Origin of the sequence: Prochlorococcus sp. (assembly GCF_965655815.1) — a bacterium.
In the GTDB taxonomy this organism is placed as follows: Bacteria; Cyanobacteriota; Cyanobacteriia; order PCC-6307; family Cyanobiaceae; genus Prochlorococcus_A; species Prochlorococcus_A pastoris.
The window spans coordinates 444497-462600 of the sequence record NZ_CBFHHZ010000001.1 but is presented as its reverse complement, the minus strand read 5'-3'; the positions used below and the strand labels follow the sequence as shown (position 1 = coordinate 462600).

General features: G+C 30.7%; 18 protein-coding genes. 14 read left to right on the top strand and 4 right to left on the bottom strand.

Annotation, left to right across the window (positions count from 1 at the left end; all coding sequences use genetic code 11):
- Positions 1-70: 70 nt before the first annotated feature.
- From nusG to ACTF45_RS02375, 8 genes are all read left to right on the top strand, one after another.
- Complete coding sequence (gene nusG / locus ACTF45_RS02410) at positions 71-682, top strand: transcription termination/antitermination protein NusG (RefSeq protein WP_011131844.1); 612 nt, start codon at positions 71-73, stop codon at positions 680-682.
- Between the two features lie 62 nt (positions 683-744).
- Positions 745-1170 (top strand): 50S ribosomal protein L11, encoded by a 426-nt coding sequence (rplK, locus tag ACTF45_RS02405; RefSeq protein ID WP_288347792.1) that lies wholly within the window; start codon positions 745-747, stop codon positions 1168-1170.
- Between the two features lie 66 nt (positions 1171-1236).
- Entirely contained in the window at positions 1237-1944 is a 708-nt protein-coding gene (gene rplA, locus ACTF45_RS02400) for a 50S ribosomal protein L1 (protein WP_438949285.1), read from the top strand.
- A gap of 191 nt (positions 1945-2135) precedes the next feature.
- Entirely contained in the window at positions 2136-2663 is a 528-nt protein-coding gene (gene rplJ / locus ACTF45_RS02395; RefSeq protein WP_288348359.1) for a 50S ribosomal protein L10, read from the top strand.
- 28 nt (positions 2664-2691) lie between these two features.
- Complete coding sequence (rplL, locus tag ACTF45_RS02390) at positions 2692-3087, top strand: 50S ribosomal protein L7/L12 (RefSeq protein WP_288348358.1); 396 nt, start codon at positions 2692-2694, stop codon at positions 3085-3087.
- 46 nt (positions 3088-3133) lie between these two features.
- Positions 3134-3856 (top strand): ribonuclease H family protein, encoded by a 723-nt coding sequence (locus ACTF45_RS02385; RefSeq protein ID WP_438949284.1) that lies wholly within the window; start codon positions 3134-3136, stop codon positions 3854-3856.
- Between the two features lie 13 nt (positions 3857-3869).
- Complete coding sequence (locus tag ACTF45_RS02380; protein WP_438949283.1) at positions 3870-5039, top strand: quinone-dependent dihydroorotate dehydrogenase; 1170 nt, start codon at positions 3870-3872, stop codon at positions 5037-5039.
- 15 nt (positions 5040-5054) lie between these two features.
- A complete protein-coding gene (locus tag ACTF45_RS02375) occupies positions 5055-6179 on the top strand; it encodes a pyridoxal phosphate-dependent aminotransferase (RefSeq protein WP_438949282.1) in 1125 nt (374 codons plus the stop codon).
- Here the strand turns inward: ACTF45_RS02375 and ACTF45_RS02370 are convergent.
- Complete coding sequence (locus tag ACTF45_RS02370) at positions 6158-7252, bottom strand: UDP-N-acetylglucosamine--N-acetylmuramyl-(pentapeptide) pyrophosphoryl-undecaprenol N-acetylglucosamine transferase (protein WP_438949281.1); 1095 nt, start codon at positions 7250-7252, stop codon at positions 6158-6160. The two genes, ACTF45_RS02375 and ACTF45_RS02370, sit on opposite strands and share 22 nt — an antisense overlap.
- A 27-nt stretch (positions 7253-7279) precedes the next feature.
- Between ACTF45_RS02370 and ACTF45_RS02365 the strand changes: the two genes are divergently transcribed.
- On the top strand, positions 7280-8011 hold the full coding sequence (locus ACTF45_RS02365) for a hypothetical protein (protein ID WP_438949280.1): 732 nt from the start codon (positions 7280-7282) through the stop codon (positions 8009-8011).
- Between the two features lies 1 nt (position 8012).
- Here ACTF45_RS02365 and ACTF45_RS02360 read toward each other — a convergent pair whose 3' ends face one another.
- Entirely contained in the window at positions 8013-9221 is a 1209-nt protein-coding gene (locus ACTF45_RS02360; protein ID WP_288346467.1) for a phosphoglycerate kinase, read from the bottom strand.
- Positions 9222-9446: 225 nt separating this feature from the next.
- On the opposite strand from ACTF45_RS02360, the gene ylqF reads away from it, so the two are divergent.
- Positions 9447-10313: a ribosome biogenesis GTPase YlqF gene (gene ylqF, locus ACTF45_RS02355; RefSeq protein ID WP_288346466.1), complete on the top strand. Its 867-nt coding sequence runs from the start codon at positions 9447-9449 to the stop codon at positions 10311-10313.
- On the top strand, positions 10310-11278 hold the full coding sequence (locus ACTF45_RS02350) for an RluA family pseudouridine synthase (protein WP_288346465.1): 969 nt from the start codon (positions 10310-10312) through the stop codon (positions 11276-11278). The genes ylqF and ACTF45_RS02350 overlap by 4 nt, the downstream gene beginning before the upstream one ends.
- On the opposite strand, the gene ACTF45_RS02345 is transcribed toward ACTF45_RS02350, so the two are convergent.
- Positions 11264-12859: an ABC transporter ATP-binding protein gene (locus ACTF45_RS02345; protein ID WP_438949279.1), complete on the bottom strand. Its 1596-nt coding sequence runs from the start codon at positions 12857-12859 to the stop codon at positions 11264-11266. The two genes, ACTF45_RS02350 and ACTF45_RS02345, sit on opposite strands and share 15 nt — an antisense overlap.
- 55 nt (positions 12860-12914) lie before the next feature.
- On the opposite strand from ACTF45_RS02345, the gene ACTF45_RS02340 reads away from it, so the two are divergent.
- Entirely contained in the window at positions 12915-15224 is a 2310-nt protein-coding gene (locus ACTF45_RS02340; protein ID WP_438949278.1) for a RelA/SpoT family protein, read from the top strand.
- Positions 15225-15242: 18 nt separating this feature from the next.
- On the opposite strand, the gene ACTF45_RS02335 is transcribed toward ACTF45_RS02340, so the two are convergent.
- Positions 15243-15695, bottom strand: coding sequence for a DUF2062 domain-containing protein (locus ACTF45_RS02335; RefSeq protein ID WP_438949277.1), 453 nt, complete (start codon positions 15693-15695; stop codon positions 15243-15245).
- Positions 15696-15761: 66 nt separating this feature from the next.
- Here ACTF45_RS02335 and mnmE point away from each other — a divergent pair, with 66 nt between their 5' ends.
- Both mnmE and nadC read left to right on the top strand, forming a co-directional pair.
- Positions 15762-17144, top strand: coding sequence for a tRNA uridine-5-carboxymethylaminomethyl(34) synthesis GTPase MnmE (gene mnmE / locus ACTF45_RS02330; protein WP_438949276.1), 1383 nt, complete (start codon positions 15762-15764; stop codon positions 17142-17144).
- Between the two features lie 75 nt (positions 17145-17219).
- Positions 17220-18086: a carboxylating nicotinate-nucleotide diphosphorylase gene (nadC, locus tag ACTF45_RS02325; protein WP_438949275.1), complete on the top strand. Its 867-nt coding sequence runs from the start codon at positions 17220-17222 to the stop codon at positions 18084-18086.
- The last annotated feature ends 18 nt before the right edge of the window (positions 18087-18104 follow it).

Genomic DNA, 18104 nt, shown 5'->3' with positions numbered 1-18104 from the left:
AAAATTTTTAAATATAGATTCAATCCTATAATTTTAAAAAATCATTTATCCAGTTTCCAAAGAAAGAAAAATGAGTAATGAATTGACAACAAACCTTAGTTCTCAAAAGGCTAATACTAGTATTGCTAGATGGTATGCGGTTCAAGTTGCATCAAGCTGTGAAAAGAAAGTAAAAGCCACTCTCGAGCAAAGGTCAGTAACTTTAGGTGTTAATAATAGAATTATAGAGATTGAAATTCCTCAAACTCCAGGTATTAAACTTAAGAAAGATGGTTCTAGACAAACTACAGAGGAAAAAGTTTTCCCTGGCTACGTATTGGTTAGGATGATTCTGGATGAAGATACAATGATGGCTGTAAAAAGTACTCCCAATGTTATTAATTTTGTTGGAGCGGAAGATGGAAGAGGCAGCGGTAGATCTCGAGGACATATTAAACCTCGACCCTTATCCAGGCAAGAGGTAAATAGAATATTTAAGCGCGCCTCGGAGAAGAAAGCTGTAATAAAATTAGATCTTGAGGAAAAAGATAGAATTATCGTTACTAGTGGACCTTTTAAAGATTTCCAGGGTGAAGTTATAGAAGTTTCGGGTGAAAGAAATAAATTAAAAGCATTACTTTCAATATTTGGGCGCGAAACTCCTGTAGAATTAGAATTCTCCCAAATCAATAAACAAAATTAATTATTATTTCTGTTTATCGAGTAAATTAATCATTTTAACCTCCGTTTAAATTCAAGAATCTAATGGCAAAAAAAATTGTTGCGGTTATCAAACTAGCACTTCAAGCTGGCAAAGCAAATCCAGCCCCACCAGTGGGTCCGGCTTTAGGTCAACACGGTGTAAATATCATGGCATTTTGCAAAGAATATAATGCAAGAACACAAGATAAAGCCGGTTTTGTTATACCTGTTGAAATTTCAGTTTTTGAAGATAGGAGCTTTACCTTTATAACCAAAACTCCACCTGCTTCAGTCTTAATAACTAAAGCCGCTGGAATAGAAAAAGGAGCTGGTGAGTCTTCCAAAGGATCTGTTGGCAATATAAGTAAATCTCAATTAGAAGAGATAGCCAAAACAAAGCTTCCTGATTTAAACTGTTCGAGTATTGAATCAGCTATGAAGGTAATTGAAGGAACTGCTCGAAATATGGGCGTTTCAATTACTGAATAAATTTAATCCCAAACTTTCACTTTTTAGGGGAGGTTAATTCTTTAACCGTTTGAACCCAAATACATTATGAAAAAACTTTCTAAAAGAATGGCGGATCTATCATCAAAGATAGAAGATCGCACATATGCTCCCCTTGATGCCTTAGGTATTATCAAGAAAAATGCAAACGCTAAATTTGATGAGACAATTGAAGCTCATATTCGTTTAGGTATTGATCCAAAATACACAGATCAACAGCTACGAACAACAGTAGCTCTACCTAATGGCACTGGTCAAAGTATTAAAATTGCTGTTATCACTAGCGGTGAAAATGTAGCAAAAGCCAAATCTGCAGGTGCAGATCTTTTTGGAGAAGAAGATCTTGTAGAAAGCATTAATAAAGGCAATATGGATTTTGATTTGCTTATTGCAACTCCCGATATGATGCCAAAAGTAGCAAAACTTGGAAGAGTTTTGGGACCAAGGGGGTTAATGCCAAATCCTAAAGCTGGTACTGTAACTAGTGATATAGCTAGTGCAATAAAAGAATTTAAGGCGGGAAAATTAGAATTCAGAGCAGATAAAGCTGGGATTGTGCATGTTCGCTTTGGAAAAGCTAGTTTCACTGAAAATGCTTTATTTGAAAACTTAAAGACATTACAAGAATCTATTGATAAAAATAAGCCTAGTGGTGCGAAGGGTAAGTATTGGAGAAGTTTTTATGTAACTTCAACTATGGGACCTTCAGTTCAAGTCGATATCAATGCCTTGCAAGATTATCAGCCTGAAAGTTAACGCTCTGTAGTATAATTTTAAAGCAATAATACGGCCAAAGAAAGTAGGTTAATTTAGTTCCGACTAAATCTTAAATCCTGCCGAGGTTTCGTCTTAATTATTTTCTTTTTGGATCTAATAAGTGCGGCCTCTTTCATAAATGGACTTTGCCGCATTTCCTGCTCTTCCTAAATTACGATCCAAAAACAACAATGGGCCGAACAATAGAGAATAAGCAAAAAATCGTCACAGAAATAAAATCTCTGTTAGATGATTCGGAAATGGCTGTAGTTCTTGACTATAAAGGTTTAACTATCAAGGAGATGTCTGATTTGCGATCAAGATTGCAAACAAATAATGGCATTTGCAAAGTTACTAAAAACTCATTAATGCGTAAAGCAATTGATGGTAATAGTAATTGGACTGATCTTGAATCCTTACTAACAGGGACTAATGCTTTTGTTTTAATCAAAGAAGATGTTGGAGGCGCTGTAAAAGCAATTCAATCTTTTCAGAAAGAGACAAAAAAATCCGAAACCAAAGGAGCTTTATTCGAGGGTAGACTTCTCAGCGAATCTGAAATAAAAGAGATCGCAAGTCTACCTTCGAGAGAGGTATTAATGGCAAAAATTGCCGGCGCATTAAATGGTGTTGCTACAAAAATTGCTATTTCTATCAATGAAGTACCTTCTGGACTTGCTAGATCACTTAAACAACATTCTGAAAAATCAGAATCTTAAACTTCAAAATTAATTATCTATTAAGAAAATGACTGCAAAAACTGAAGAAATTCTCGAATCATTGAAATCCCTCTCACTTTTAGAAGCATCTGAGCTTGTTAAACAAATTGAAGAGGCATTTGGTGTCTCTGCAGCTGCATCAGCTGGTGTAGTAATGGCAGCTCCAGGAGCTGGTGGTGGAGATGGAGGCGGCGAAGCAGCTGAAGAGAAAACTGAATTCGATGTAATTCTAGAAAGCTTCGACGCAGCGGCTAAAATCAAAGTCCTTAAAGTTGTAAGAAATGCTACTGGTCTTGGTCTAGGCGATGCAAAAGCACTTGTTGAATCCGCACCAAAGACAGTTAAAGAAGGTATTGCGAAAGCAGATGCTGAAACTTTAAAGAAAGAGATTGAAGAAGCTGGCGGTAAAGTTACACTAAAATAGAGAAAAAATTTTTCTAGCCGATATATCTAATATCGGCTTTAAAATCATGAATAGTCAACAAAATATTGCAATTGAAGCTGCAACAGATGGTGCTTGCAGTGGAAATCCCGGTCCAGGTGGATGGGGAGGATTAATAATATTTAATGATAATAGTGAAATAGAAATAGGTGGTTCAGAGGAAAATACCACTAACAATAGGATGGAACTCACTGCAGCTATTAAAACACTCGAAAAGTTAAAAACTTTTCAATTAAAAGAAAACTTTAAATTAAGAACAGATAGTAAATATGTTATTGAGGGCTATACAAAATGGATCATCAATTGGAAGAAAAATGGATGGAAAACAAGTGCAGGTAAATCTGTTCAAAATTTGGATTTATGGCAAAAAATAGATGATTTAAGAATAAAAGGCCTAGTGATGGAATTCGTAAAAGGTCATAGTGGGGATAAACAGAATGAGAGAGTAGATTTAATTGCTACAAGTTATAGCAAAGGAATACCTTTAGTTGGCGAAGTCAAAAAATCATTTAAAGCAATAGACTTTTCAAAGAAAAAAGAACTTAATGAAATTCAAAAATTATTTTCCAAAAATGAATTACTTGAAAAATTTGCTGAAAAAAAATATTTTTTAAATTCTAGTGAATTGAATGAATTACTTGGAGAAGAAAGTTATATGCTCCTTCAAAAATATGAATTGTTTGAATGGCGTAATTGGAGATTCATTCCTAAAAATCAAAAATATTGGATAATAGAGAATATTAATACTTAATCTTTAATATTTTATGATTGATCAGAAAGGGATGTTTAATAATATTTATAAGAACTTGGTAACTCCTATCCTTAAAAAAGATGCCGGAATAGATGCAGAGTACCTTACAAACTTCTCCTTAAGTCTTCTCACTTTTAGTTCAAAAAACAGAAATTGGCCCTTAATTTCAAGAATAATAAAAAGTTTGAATCAAGAATTTTGTGTTGTTGATAAAAGATTACATCAAAAAATATGTGGGATAGATTTTTGTAATCCAGTTGGTTTGGCAGCAGGTTTTGATAAAAATGGAAATGCTGCAAATATTTGGAAGGATTTTGGATTTGGTTTTGCTGAAATTGGTACAGTTACTAAATACGCTCAATCAGGTAATCCTAAACCAAGATTATTTAGATTAGCTAAGGAGCAGGCAGCATTAAATAGAATGGGATTTAATAATAATGGTGCCGAAAATCTTGTTAAAAACTTTTTAAAGCAAAATGTTGATTTAAAAAAACATAGAAAAAATAATTGTTTGGGCATAAATTTTGGGAAATCTAAAATTACAAGCTTATCCAAAGCTACAGAAGATTATTTAACTTCTTTAAAACTTTTGATTCCTTATTGTGATTACGCAGTTATAAATGTAAGTTCACCTAATACTCAAGGACTTAGAAAGTTACAAGATCCTATACTTCTTAAAGAACTGCTTAGAGAAGTCAAAAATTTAGGTAATTGTCCTCCTTTATTTGTGAAAATCGCACCAGATTTAAGTTATAAAGATATTGAAGATATATGCCAATTAATAATTGACGAAAATATTGATGGAATAATTGCTACTAATACTAGTCTAGATAGATTAGGTCTTGAACAAAGAAAGATAAAGCAAACAGGGCTATTACTTTCTGAGGAAAATGGAGGATTAAGTGGCAAACCACTTCAACGAAAAGCAAATCAAATAATTAGTCATATACATAATATTGATAAAAATATTAATTTAATTGGAGTAGGTGGAATTGATAGTCCAGAATCTGCTTGGGAACGCATATGTTCTGGAGCATCTTTAGTGCAAATATATACTGGATGGATATATAACGGTCCACAATTAGTCCCAAATATTCTTAACGGAATCATAAAGCAAATTAATATTCACCAATTATCAAATGTGAAAGAAGCTATTGGATCAAACTTAGAATGGATTGAATAAAACCTAAAAGAATTAATGAATAAATTCAATACCAATAATTTGAATGATCAAGATATTAAAAATATAAACTTCAAGCATGGAGGAAATATATTAACTAAAGCAAAAAAATTAAATTTATTACCATCTAAAATAATTGATTCAAGTGCCTCACTAGTACCTTTCGAACCCCCAAAGCTGATATTAGATGTTTTAATTTCAGAAATTAAAACTCTAGGATTTCGATATTATCCTGAGAGAAATCTAAATAGTTTGAGAGAAATAATTGGAGAATTTCATCAAATAAATCCCGATAATATATTGCCAGGTAATGGGGCTTCTGAATTAATAACTTGGGCAGGTTATGAAGCTTCCAAATTTGGATCAAGTTGTATACCAAGTCCAGGCTTCGTAGATTATGAAAGATCACTAAATTGCTGGAACGCTATCTTCGATTATGCAGAATTGCCAAAAAATTGGAGCAATAGTTTTCCCCAAACCTTTCCAATTAAACCTAATTGTGATGTTCTTTGGATAACCAACCCACATAACCCTACGGGTCAATTATGGGATAAAAAATCTTTAGAAATTATTCTAAAAAAATATAAACTAGTTATTTGTGATGAAGCTTTCTTAGCCATAACACCTAATGGTGAGAAAGAATCTTTAATTCCACTCACTAAAAAATATGATAATTTATTAGTTATTAGGAGTTTGACCAAACTCTTTAATATTGCAGGTTTAAGATTAGGTTATATTATTGGCTCATCTGAAAAACTTAAGAAATGGAATATAAAAAGAGACCCTTGGCCATTAAATTCATTTGCTATAAAAGCTGGAATAGAACTATTAAGTAATAAAATTCTTTATGAGGAATGGACATCAAAGATTCATGACTGGGTAAATACTGAGAAAAATTGGGTTTCTAATGAATTATCGAAAATAAAAAATCTTAAAGTACATAACTCTTCAACTAACTTTTTTTTAATAGAAAGTAAATTCTCCTTGTCTTCAAATATTCATTATTTAGAAAAAAAAGGTATATTAATTAGAGAATGCAACTCATTTAGATTTCTTAATGAAAAATGGGCACGAATAAGTTTACAGACTAGAAAAAATAATAAAATTTTATGTAGAGAAATTCAAAATTCTTTTAAAAAATAGTTTATTAATTTTTTAATCTCATTTGTAGATTTTAAGGTATCAAGATTTTTTAAATTTTCTTTCATTAAATCTAAAATTTCATATTTAGGTTTTCCTTTTTTTAATTTAAATTTTAAAATCCTTTTCAAAGTCTCTTCAAAAAATAACTTTGATATTTGATTTTGATTCATTAAAATTGCACCCCCTATTGAGGAAAGAATCATTGCATTTTTTTCTTGGTGATTATTTTTTGAATTAGGGTATGGAATTAAAATTGATGGTTTTCCAGTTTGTATGAGTTCATTTATTGTTCCTGCTCCAGATCTTGATATAACGAGTTCACAGTTTTGCATCAAAGATGCAATTTGATTAGTAAATTTCTTTTGAACATAATTATTAGATTTTAATTTTATCTCACTATTAGAATTATTTTCACCAATAATATGAACTATACGAAAATTTTGTTTCATTAAAAAATCAATAGATTCATAGAAAATTTCATTAATCTTCTTTGCACCTTGACTTCCTCCCATAACAATCAGAAGAGGACCCTTTCCTCTAGGAACCCATTTTGGCAAAGGATTAATTTCATAAAACTGATCCCTAAGAGGAGTTCCAGTGAAAATTGTTCTGCAATTTTTTAAATAAAAATTTGTATCTTTAAAACCCAGAAGAACAAATTCACATAGAAAACCAAAATATTTTGTAACCGTGCCCGGTATTAAATTTGATTCATGGAGGATAACAGGTATTTTAAGCAACTTTGCTGCAAGAATTGTCGGTGCTGAAATATATCCACCAGTAGTAAATACTAAATTAATTTTTTTTTCTTTAAGGATTTTAATAATATTGAAAATTGAAAATAAAATTTTTAGATATTGAAATACTCTAAAAATATTTTTTTTTGGTGTCTCCAAATTCAAAGTCAAAAGATTATATTTTCTAGGTACAAATTCAGAATCTAGTCTTTTTGTAACTCCTAGCCAATGAATATCCCAATCTTTTTCAACCTTTTTAGATACTGCTAAAGCAGGAAAAATATGACCTCCTGTTCCACTTGCCGCTATTAATAAATTATTTCTTTTTTTAGACATTAAAAATTTAATAAGTAAGATAAAATTATGAGAATGTTAAATTTAAAGTTTTTTTCAAAATTAGGGTTATTTATATATATATTTATTTATCTCATTTCCCCAAAATTAGCAATCGCCAAAAATACAAACGTTGATATAAGAAAAAATCTTGAAAATGCATTAAATACTCGAAACTTAAAATTGATAAAAAACATTTTTAAAGAAGATGAAAACTTTAAAATTCAAGAACAATTTAAGGAAATAATCAAAGATTTCCCTAATTCAACATGGCAAATTAAAAGATTAAGCGGAGAAAACTCTAAAGAAAAAATATTTAATATCAAAGTTAATGGAAATAAAATAGTTAATGGAGAAATATACTTTCTTGAATCTAATTTTAAGTATTTGTTTTCTATTCAAAACGACAAAATAAATAATGGGAATATAAAAAATTTATTAACTACTATTAGAAATGACCAAAATAAAATAGATATTATTTTTAGAATTCCTGAGAAAGTTCTTACTGGTACAAAATATGATATCGATATTATTCTAAATGAACCACTTGGTGATGTAATTATAGCTGGAGGAATAATATCGCATCAGGATGATTCTTATTTAAATCAAGAAATCAATATTGAGCCTTTAGCCTCTGGAGGCATTTTTAAAACTACTAGAGCATCATCAGAACCAGCTAGACAAATATGGTCAGGTATTATCGCTCATCCAAAGGGAACTATTTCTTTCACTAAAAGCGTTGAAATTGTTGAAAAAATATAATTTAAGCGTCTTTTAAAGCTGCTACTCCAGGTAAAGTTTTACCTTCTAAAAGTTCTAGACTAGCCCCTCCACCAGTAGATATATGTGACATTTTTTCAGCCAAGCCAGCTTTTTCCACCGCAGCGACAGAATCTCCCCCTCCAATAATTGTACAAACCTCAGAGAAAGAACTTAAATCTGCCAGGGTTGTTGCTATTGCATTTGTACCTTCAGCAAATTTATCAAATTCAAAAACACCCATTGGACCATTCCAAATAATTGTTTTGCATTCGGCAAGAGCATTTTGGAAAACCTTGATTGATTGTGGCCCAATGTCTAGGCCCATCCAATCACCACTTATTGAATCTATTTGAGACACTTTACTTTCTGCATCAGGAGAAAACTCATTTGCAAGTAATACATCAGATGGTAATAGAAGCTCTACCCCTTTAGTTTTTGCTTTTGCCTCTAAATTTCTTGCTAGTTCAAGTTTATCTTCCTCAACAAGACTCTTCCCAACATCTAATCCTCTGGCCTTATAAAAAGTAAAAATCATACCTCCCCCAATAATAATTTTGTCACACTTATCTAAAAGAGAATCCAAAACTCCAATTTTGCTACTTACTTTAGAACCTCCTACTATTGCTGCAAGAGGACGTTTTGGAGCATCAATTGCGCCCTGTAAATATTTCAACTCTTTTTCTAACAAAAATCCTGCAACAGCTGGCTCTAAAAATTGTGTAACTCCTTGAGTTGAAGCATGAGCTCTATGCGCAGCTCCAAAAGCATCGTTAACATACATATCTGCATGAGAAGCCAAATTTTTAGCGAAATCTAAATCGTTTTTTTCTTCTTCTTCATAAAAACGAACATTTTCTAGTAATAAAACATCGCCATTATTTAAACTATTAGATTTTGCTAGAGCCTCTTCACCAATACAGCTTTCAGTCAGATTAACTTTTTGTTCCAATATATCGCTTAATCTGGCAGCAACTGGGGTTAATCTCATTTTCTCATTAACTTTCCCTTTAGGTCTTCCAAAATGAGCAGCTAATATAACTTTTGCCGAATTATTTATGAGATATTTTATCGTAGGAATTGCTGCTCTTATTCTAGTATCATCAGTAATCTGACCACTATCATTTAATGGGACATTAAAATCAACCCTTACAAGAACTTTTTTTCCTTCTAATTTAGACTTATCAAGACTGGAAAGAGACAACTTCGACATTAAAACATCCTATTTTTACCATGAAACCCTAACGTTAATTTGTACTTATTGGGTTAAAAAGTACTAAGTGTTACTTATGCCTTAATAAATTTTAAAAATTAGGTAGAAATATAAAATTTATAAAAATAAAAAATATTTAATGTTTACATTAATATTAAATGTAATTACTTTTGAAATTAATAAGAATCAAAAGGTTTACTCGTACAACTTGTTGGATTTAATCAATTGGAAATACCTAAAATTCAATGGTACCCAGGCCATATTGCTAAAGCCGAAAAAAAGCTAACTGAAGTGATAAATAGAGTAGATTTAGTTATAGAAGTTAGAGATGCAAGAATCCCTTTATCAACAGGTCATCCTCATCTTAATCAATGGATTAGAAACAAAAAACATATCCTTGTGATAAATCGTGCGGATATGATAACTACAGAAACTATAACTAATTGGAACAAGTGGTTTAAAAAAGATAATATATATCCTCTTTGGTGTGATGCAAAAAATGGTAAAGGAATTAAAGAAATTTGTAAATCTGCTAAGGAATCCAGATTATCAATTGATAACAGAAGGTTATCTAGAGGAATGAAGGTTAGGCCGATCAGAGCACTTACCCTCGGTTTTCCTAATGTAGGAAAATCTGCATTAATAAATAGAATCGCCAAGAAAAAAGTTGTTGAAAGCGCTAGGAAAGCAGGAGTAACACGTAATCTTAGATGGATCAGATTAGACAGTGGGATAGATTTGCTTGATGCCCCCGGTGTTATACCCCCTAATTTAGAGAATCAAAAATCGGCTCTGAATCTTGCACTTTGTGATGATATAGGAGAGGCTGCTTATGAAATAGAAAGTGTTGCGATTGAATTTATAAAAATAATTTTCAAATTAAAAGAAGATAAAAATGCGAATATTTCACTTTCAAAGATATCTGATAGATATGGAGTTGATATATTAAAGAACTTTGATAGCCCTCATGAATGGATTGATCTTGTAGCCTTGAAACATACCTCAGGTGATAAAAGAAGAATGGCTCACAAATTATTAGAAGATTATCGCAATCAAATGCTAGGAAAGATTGCTTTGGAAGTGCCAATATGAACTCAAGTAATAAAAACTCTTTTGGAGTAGGAGAAGGTGAATTAATAGAAATTACTTATGAAATGTCCCTTCCTATGCGACTCGATAGGTGGCTAGTAAGCAAGAGGCCTGAACAGAGTAGAGCAAGAATACAACATTTTATAAATGCGGGATTAGTTCTTGTTAACTACAAAACTGCAAAAGCTAAAACCCCACTAAAAACAGGAGATAATATACAAATTTGGATGCCTCCTCCAGAACCTCTCATATATTTAAAGCCAGAAAAGATGAACTTAAATATCCTTTTTGAAGATGAACACATCATTGTAATTAATAAACAATCAGGACTCATAGTCCATCCAGCTCCAGGACATAAATCAGGCACCTTAGTAAATGGACTACTCTTTCACTGTAAAGATTTACCTGGAATAAATGGCAAGTTAAGACCTGGGATAGTTCATAGATTAGATAAGGACACCTCTGGCTGTATGGTTGTAGCAAAAAGCCAAGAATCACTTGTCAATCTTCAAATACAAATAAAAGAAAAAATTGCTTCAAGAAACTATATTGCGGTAATTCATGGAGTCCCAAATACTTCAGAAGGTAAAATTGTTGGACATATAGGTAGAGATAAACTAAATCGATTGAAGTATGCGGTAGTTGATGAAAATTCCGGGAGATATGCATGTACTTATTGGAAATTATTAGAAAGATTAGGTAATTATTCATTAATGAGCTTCAAACTAGATACTGGAAGAACTCATCAAATAAGAGTTCATTGTGCTCATATCAATCACCCCATTCTAGGTGATCCTTTATATGGAAGATGTAAAAAGCTTCCTTGCAAATTGGATGGTCAGGCTTTACATGCTGTAGAGCTAGGACTTTTTCATCCTATAAATGGAGAAGAAATGAAATTTGAAGCAGAATTACCCCAAGAATTTCAGAAATTATTGAGAGTCTTAAAAAAATCAATTAAGGTTTAAGGAGCTATTTACTAAAACTTTTGTAACATTATTCTTAGGATTAGAAAAAACTGTAGCTGAATCGCCTTCTTCAATAATCTGTCCATAATTCATAACTAATAATCTATTACAAAATTTCTTTGCAATTCCTAAATCATGAGTAATAAAAATTATAGTTAAATCCATTTTTTCTTGTATCTTTCTAAGTAAATCAAGTATCTCAACTTTTACATATGCATCTAACATATTTACACTTTCATCGCAGATGAGGATTTTTGGTTTCAATAATAATGATCTTGCAATTGAAATTCTTTGTAATTGACCGCCAGATAATTGATTGGGGTAGGAGTTTAAGAATTCAGGATCTGAAGGTAGATTTAAATTTTTTAAAATTAGTTTAATCTCATCTTTAATTTGATAATTATTAGATATTTTTTGAATTAAAAATATATCCTTCAAAATATTTTTGATTTTCATTTTTGGATTCAAACTTGAAAAAGGATCTTGGAAAATTATTTGTATATTTTTAAAATTATTAGACTTTTTTTTATGTAATTCTAAATTTCTTTCATAAACTTTTATTTCACCTCCTCTCACCTTCAAGAGTCCTATTAAAGCTCTACATAAAGTACTTTTTCCACTCCCAGAAGATCCAACAATTCCAAGGACTTCATTTCGATACAATTTAAAACTTACTTCTTTTAAAGCCTTATTCCATTTGGGTCGGAAAATTGAAGAATTTAATTTATACCAATGTCTTAAATTATTAACCTCTAAAACAACATCATTTGTAGAGGTAATTATTTTTCTTGGCTTCAAAGATATATTTGCTGCATTTATCAATTTCTCTCCAATTTTTGATTTAGGCGATTTAAAAACTTCTTTTATATTTCCTTGCTCCTGAATTAATCCTTGATCCATTATCACGACTTTTTTACACCACTTTGCTGCAAGATTAATATCATGACTAATCAAAACCAAAGTAGTTCCAGATTTCTCACATAAACAAAGAATTTGATTCATGACTTCAAAACTAGTCTTAGAATCCAGACTGGTTGAAGGTTCATCTGCTATTAATATTTTAGGTTTCAAAGCTAAAGCCATTGCAATTGAAACTCTTTGTCTCATTCCCCCACTAAATTGATGAGGAAATGAATCTAATCTTTCAATATCTATTCCTACTTTTCTAAAATTTTCTTCTACTAATTCTTTTATAATTAAAGGGGGATAGTTTTGAAAGTGTGTTTTGATTAATTCTTTTAAATGATCTCCAACTGTCATTAAAGGATTAAGTTTTTTTATAGAATCTTGATAAATAAATCCAAAATTATTTCTTCTAAATAATTGAATTTGTTTTTTATCAATTTTAGTTAGATCTTCTCCAGATATTTTTATAAATCCCTGAATAATTGAACCTTCAGGAAGCATATTTACAATTGTTTTTGCAAATGTTGTTTTACCGCATCCAGAAGGACCTATTATTGCTAAGTGATCTCCTTTAAACAAATCTAATTTAAAATTTTTTATGGTAGATTTCTGATAAGAACCATATTTGACATTTAGATTCCTGATTTCAAGAATTTTGCTTTTATTTATTTTCATAATTTTGTAGCAAATTTCTCTAGTCCCAAATAAAATAAATCTAAAGCAACATTATATGTCTGAGGCAACTGCGAATTCAAAAGAAAAAAATGAAATTAAAGTTTCAACAATCATTTTGCCTGAAAATAAAAATTATGAAAGTGAATCTTTGAAGTATGAGATAAATATTCCTAATTGGCTTCTTGAGATTATTGAAAACTATGAAGTATCTAATAAAAAAAATGATTCAAATCAAGATCTAATAGGAAAAGCTTTCAAACTTGCTTACGAAGCTCATAATGGACAACTTCGGGCAAGTGGAGAGCCATATATAATTCATCCCATAGCTGTTGCAGATCTGCTTAAAGAAATAGGCGCGAGTTCATCAGTTATAGCTGCCGGCCTATTACATGATGTTGTTGAAGACACAGGAATTGCTCTTTCAGAGATAGAAGTTAATTTTGGCTTAGAAGTAAAAGTACTTGTAGAAGGTGTAACTAAATTAGGAGGTATTCACTTTAATAATAGAACTGAAGCACAGGCTGAAAATCTTAGAAAAATGTTCTTAGCTATGGCAAGCGACATAAGAGTTGTTTTAGTTAAACTTGCAGATCGACTACATAATATGAGAACAATTCAATGGCTTAATGAAGAGAGAAAAGAGAGAATTGCAAGAGAAACGAGAGAAATATATGCCCCTTTAGCAAATAGGTTAGGAATAAATAGATTTAAATGGGAATTAGAAGATCTAGCATTTAAATTTCTTGAACCAGAGGAATATAAAAATTTAAAAGATCAAATTGCCGTTAAAAGAAGTGATAGAGAAAAAAGGTTAAACGTTACCTTAAATTTGATGAAGGAAAACTTAGTCTCTTCAGGTTTAGGAAATTTTGAAATTACGGGAAGACCAAAACATCTCTATGGTATTTGGAGCAAAATGGAAAGACAACAAAAACAATTTGGCGAGATTTATGACGTTGCTGCTTTAAGAATTATTGTTAGCAATTCAGATAGCTGTTATAAAGCTTTAGCAGTCGTTCATGATACTTTTAGGCCAATTCCTGGAAGATTTAAAGATTATATAGGTTTACCAAAACCAAATGGTTACCAGTCCTTGCATACCTCTGTGATCGGCAGACATAGGCCTATTGAAGTTCAAATAAGAACGAGTTCAATGCATCAAATTGCAGAATTCGGAATAGCTGCACATTGGCAATATAAAGAAGGCGGTTCACCTGCATCTAGTAATGCAGAAAGATTTAATTGGCTTAGACAATTAGTAGATTGGCAACAAGAAGGTAATGAGAAAGACCATAATGATTATCTAGCCTCTATAAAAGAAGATTTATTCGATGAAGAGGTATTTGTGATCACACCAAAAGGAGATGTTGTTGGCCTAAGGAAAGGATCTACTGCAATCGATTTTGCTTACAGAATACATTCAGAAATAGGCAATCATTGTAATGGTATAAGAATAAATGAAAAGCTATCTCCTCTATCTACATCATTGCAAAATGGGGACTTTATCGAAATCTTAACTAATAATAATTCAACTCCAAGCTTAGATTGGTTGAATTTTGTAGTTACTCCAACCGCAAAAAATAGAATTCGGCAGTGGTATAAAAAAAGCCATAGAGATGAAACTATTAAAAGAGGAAAAGATCTGCTTGAAAAAGAAATAGGTCGTAATGGATTTGAATCATTAATTTCAAGTGATGCCATGAAAAAAGTTGCACATCGATGTAATTTAAAGTCTACGGAAGATCTACTAGCATCATTAGGATTTGGGGGCTTAACTTTACATCAAGTATTGAATAGATTAAGAGAAGAGATTAAAATACAGACAGAAGAAATTAAAAATGAATCTAACGAAGAATTAGCAAGATCTCTTATTAATAAAAATAATTCAATAGCAACCAAATCTCATGCAACTAATAAATCACCAATCACTGGGGTCGAAGGCTTAGATTATAGAATCGGAAAATGCTGCAGTCCACTTCCTGGGGAAGAAATAATTGGAACTGTCTCTCTAGGTAATCACGGTATCACTATTCATAGAAGAGATTGTGAGAATGTTATCCCAATACCAATAGAGAGAAGATTACCTGTTGCATGGAACCAAGAGAATAAGATTCTTGACAATAAGTTCCCAATTCAACTGAGAATAGAAGTTATAGATAGAGTAGGCGTCCTAAAAGATATTCTTATGAGATTATCTGATAAAGGAATAAATGTTAGCGATGCAAATGTAAAAACCGCTTTTGGTAAACCTGCAATAATTAATTTATGTGTTGGTCTAGAAAGTTACAGTCAACTCCACAAAACTATTGATCAAATTAAATCAATGGCTGATGTATTAGATATTGCAAGGGTAGGAATAAGTTAATTTAAACTTAGAAGAATTTTAAGATACTGTTTTTTTTATTTTTCTTTTATATAGCAAAAAAACAATGATTCCTGAAATAGAAGCTAATAAAAATCCAACTAATGCTGAACCCAAAATTAACCTTAATGAAAAAACACTTCCTTTTTCCCATAATTCTTCAATCATTAAATTTTTATCAAAAACAATATCTGGTGAATTTTTTAGCAAAAATGAACCAACTTTATAATTGAAAAAATATAGAGGTACATAAGTAAATGGATTACTTATCCAAGTACCAATTGCAGCAAGAAAAAGATTTCCTTTCGCAACTCTTGCTAAAAATAATCCTAATAAAGTTTGAAAACCAAAGAAAGGAAAGCATCCGCAAAATACCCCAACAGCTACTCCCTTTGCATTAAAAAAGGGAGTACCATCTTGTTTCAAAAATAATGATAGAATTTTTTTATATTGAAGATTCTTTATCAACTTCATTCTGAAATCACAATCAAGAAAGTTTTCTTTGATAAGCCTACTTAATTATCCACAGCATAGTGAGAGATGGAATCAATTATCGATACTGAGGATACAATAGCAGCTATAGCTTCGGCTATAAGTCTAGGTAAAGGAGGAATTGCAGTTATAAGAGTATCAGGGGAAGAAGCAATAAATTCCTGTAAAAATATTGTAGAAACAAAATCTAAATATGCTTGGGAGTCTCATAGAGTTTTTCATGGCTTTATAAAAGATAATTTAGAAAATAAATTTATAGATGAAATTTTAATTACAGTTATGCATTCTCCTAATAGTTTCACTGGAGAAGATATTGTTGAATTGCACTGTCATGGAGGAGTAATTGTTGTAAATAAAGTGATGGAGACATTGTTATCAAATAATACTGGAGTAAGGATTGCAAATCCAGGAGAATTTAGTCAAAGAGCATTTCTTAATGGCAAAATGGATTTAACTCAAGCAGAATCAATTAATCAATTGATTAATGCAAAAAATATTAAATCAGCAGAAATAGCTTTTAATGGAGTAAAGGGAGAAATAAAGAAAAAGATTGATATCATCAAAAATGATCTAATAGAGCAATTATCAGAAATAGAAGCAAGAGTAGACTTTGAGGAGGATTTTTCAGAGTTTAATTATCATAATTTTTCTAGAAATATTAAAACTATAAAAGAAAAAATAGAAATCCTTATAGAAAATTCTAAAAGGGGGGCGCATATTCATAATGGAATATCAATTGCTCTTATTGGCAAAACTAATGTTGGGAAAAGTTCTCTTTTAAATCTTCTCTCAAAAAAAGAAAAAGCAATAGTTACTAGTATTCCAGGAACAACTAGAGATATAATTGAAGTGAATTTGACTATAAAAGATATACCAATAAAAATAATAGATACCGCTGGCATTAGAGAAACCGATGAATATATAGAAAATATTGGAATTGAAAAAAGCTTTGAAATGATTCAAAACTCAGACTATATAATCTATTTATATAGTCTTGAAGAAGGATTAAATAAGGATGATGAGAAAATTATAAGCAAAATTCCACAAGAAAAATTAATTACAATCTTGGGGAATAAAAAAGATTTAATTGATTCAAAAAAAGTAAATAAAAAAAATTTATCGAACTCTGTTTTAATGAGTATTAAAAATGATGAAGGCGAAAAAGAACTAGTCGAGAAGATTGTTAAAAAATGTGGATCAAAAGAATTTGAAAATATAGATATTTTTTTAAATGAAAGACAAATATCAAACCTAACTGATTGCCTAAAAAATTTAAATGATACTGATCCAATAATTGCTAATCAATTACCCTTCGATTTATTATCAATTGAAGTTAGAGATGGAATAAAAAACTTATCGAGAATTACAGGTCAAGAATTAACTGAAGATCTACTAAATAATATTTTTTCCAAATTTTGTATAGGTAAATAAATTTTTATTAAAATACATAAATGTATAAAGTAAACTTTAAAAGTTAAAATAAAATTTTTATCTTTTTCAAATTTAGTGGATTTATACTCTCCAAATATTTCTAGAATTATTGATGATTGGATTGAAGAAGATATCGGTAAAGGTGATCTAACATCTTCTGCGATTACCAAAAAAATAGGAAAAGCCCATTGGATAGCAAAAGAGGAAGGGATATTTTGTGGTGTAGGAATAATAAAAGAAATTTTAAAAAAAATTGACGAAAAGATAGAGTGCAATTTTTTTATTAATGATGGTGAAAAATTTTTGAAGGATCAAAAGCTTCTTGAACTAAATGGCCCTTCAAGAAGTCTCTTGGCAAGTGAAAGAATAAGTCTCAATATCTCAATGCATTTATCGGGAATCTCAACTTATACAAAAAATATTGTAGATGTTCTGAAAGGTACAAATATAAATTTAGCAGATACAAGAAAAACTACTCCTGGTTTAAGAATATTTGAAAAGTATGCTTTTAAATGTGGTGGTGGTATTAATCATAGAATGGGATTATATGATGCTGCAATGATTAAAGAAAACCATATTGCATGGACTGATAACTTGAAAAATGCAGTTGAAAAAATTAGATTAAATACTCCCTTTACAACTCATATTATTATTGAAGCAGAAGATATGAAGCAAGCAAAAGATGCAGTTTTAGCAGGGGCAGATAGTATTTTGTTAGATGAATTTAATCCTGAATTACTTAAAAAAAGTATTAAAGAATTAAGAGAGTTATCAACAAATAACTCTAATAGAACAATTAGGAATGATTTAATCATAGAGGTATCTGGAATTAATCCAAAAAACATTAGTAACTATTTAATTGATGGAATTGATTTAATTTCAACAAGTTCTTCAATTACTAAAAGTAATTGGATTGATTTTAGTATGCGTTATATTAATTAAGTGACTCGAATAGCATTT

Excerpts from the sequence above, each read along its gene's own strand:
- nusG (WP_011131844.1), top strand. The coding sequence starts at position 71 with ATGAGTAATGAATTGACAACAAACCTTAGTTCTCAAAAGGCTAATACT.
- rplK (WP_288347792.1), top strand. The coding sequence starts at position 745 with ATGGCAAAAAAAATTGTTGCGGTTATCAAACTAGCACTTCAAGCTGGC.
- rplA (WP_438949285.1), top strand. The coding sequence starts at position 1,237 with ATGAAAAAACTTTCTAAAAGAATGGCGGATCTATCATCAAAGATAGAA.
- rplJ (WP_288348359.1), top strand. The coding sequence starts at position 2,136 with ATGGGCCGAACAATAGAGAATAAGCAAAAAATCGTCACAGAAATAAAA.
- rplL (WP_288348358.1), top strand. The coding sequence starts at position 2,692 with ATGACTGCAAAAACTGAAGAAATTCTCGAATCATTGAAATCCCTCTCA.
- ACTF45_RS02385 (WP_438949284.1), top strand. The coding sequence starts at position 3,134 with ATGAATAGTCAACAAAATATTGCAATTGAAGCTGCAACAGATGGTGCT.
- ACTF45_RS02380 (WP_438949283.1), top strand. The coding sequence starts at position 3,870 with ATGATTGATCAGAAAGGGATGTTTAATAATATTTATAAGAACTTGGTA.
- ACTF45_RS02375 (WP_438949282.1), top strand. The coding sequence starts at position 5,055 with ATGAATAAATTCAATACCAATAATTTGAATGATCAAGATATTAAAAAT.
- ACTF45_RS02370 (WP_438949281.1), bottom strand. The coding sequence starts at position 7,252 with ATGTCTAAAAAAAGAAATAATTTATTAATAGCGGCAAGTGGAACAGGA.
- ACTF45_RS02365 (WP_438949280.1), top strand. The coding sequence starts at position 7,280 with ATGAGAATGTTAAATTTAAAGTTTTTTTCAAAATTAGGGTTATTTATA.
- ACTF45_RS02360 (WP_288346467.1), bottom strand. The coding sequence starts at position 9,221 with ATGTCGAAGTTGTCTCTTTCCAGTCTTGATAAGTCTAAATTAGAAGGA.
- ACTF45_RS02350 (WP_288346465.1), top strand. The coding sequence starts at position 10,310 with ATGAACTCAAGTAATAAAAACTCTTTTGGAGTAGGAGAAGGTGAATTA.
- ACTF45_RS02345 (WP_438949279.1), bottom strand. The coding sequence starts at position 12,859 with ATGAAAATAAATAAAAGCAAAATTCTTGAAATCAGGAATCTAAATGTC.
- ACTF45_RS02340 (WP_438949278.1), top strand. The coding sequence starts at position 12,915 with ATGTCTGAGGCAACTGCGAATTCAAAAGAAAAAAATGAAATTAAAGTT.
- ACTF45_RS02335 (WP_438949277.1), bottom strand. The coding sequence starts at position 15,695 with ATGAAGTTGATAAAGAATCTTCAATATAAAAAAATTCTATCATTATTT.
- mnmE (WP_438949276.1), top strand. The coding sequence starts at position 15,762 with ATGGAATCAATTATCGATACTGAGGATACAATAGCAGCTATAGCTTCG.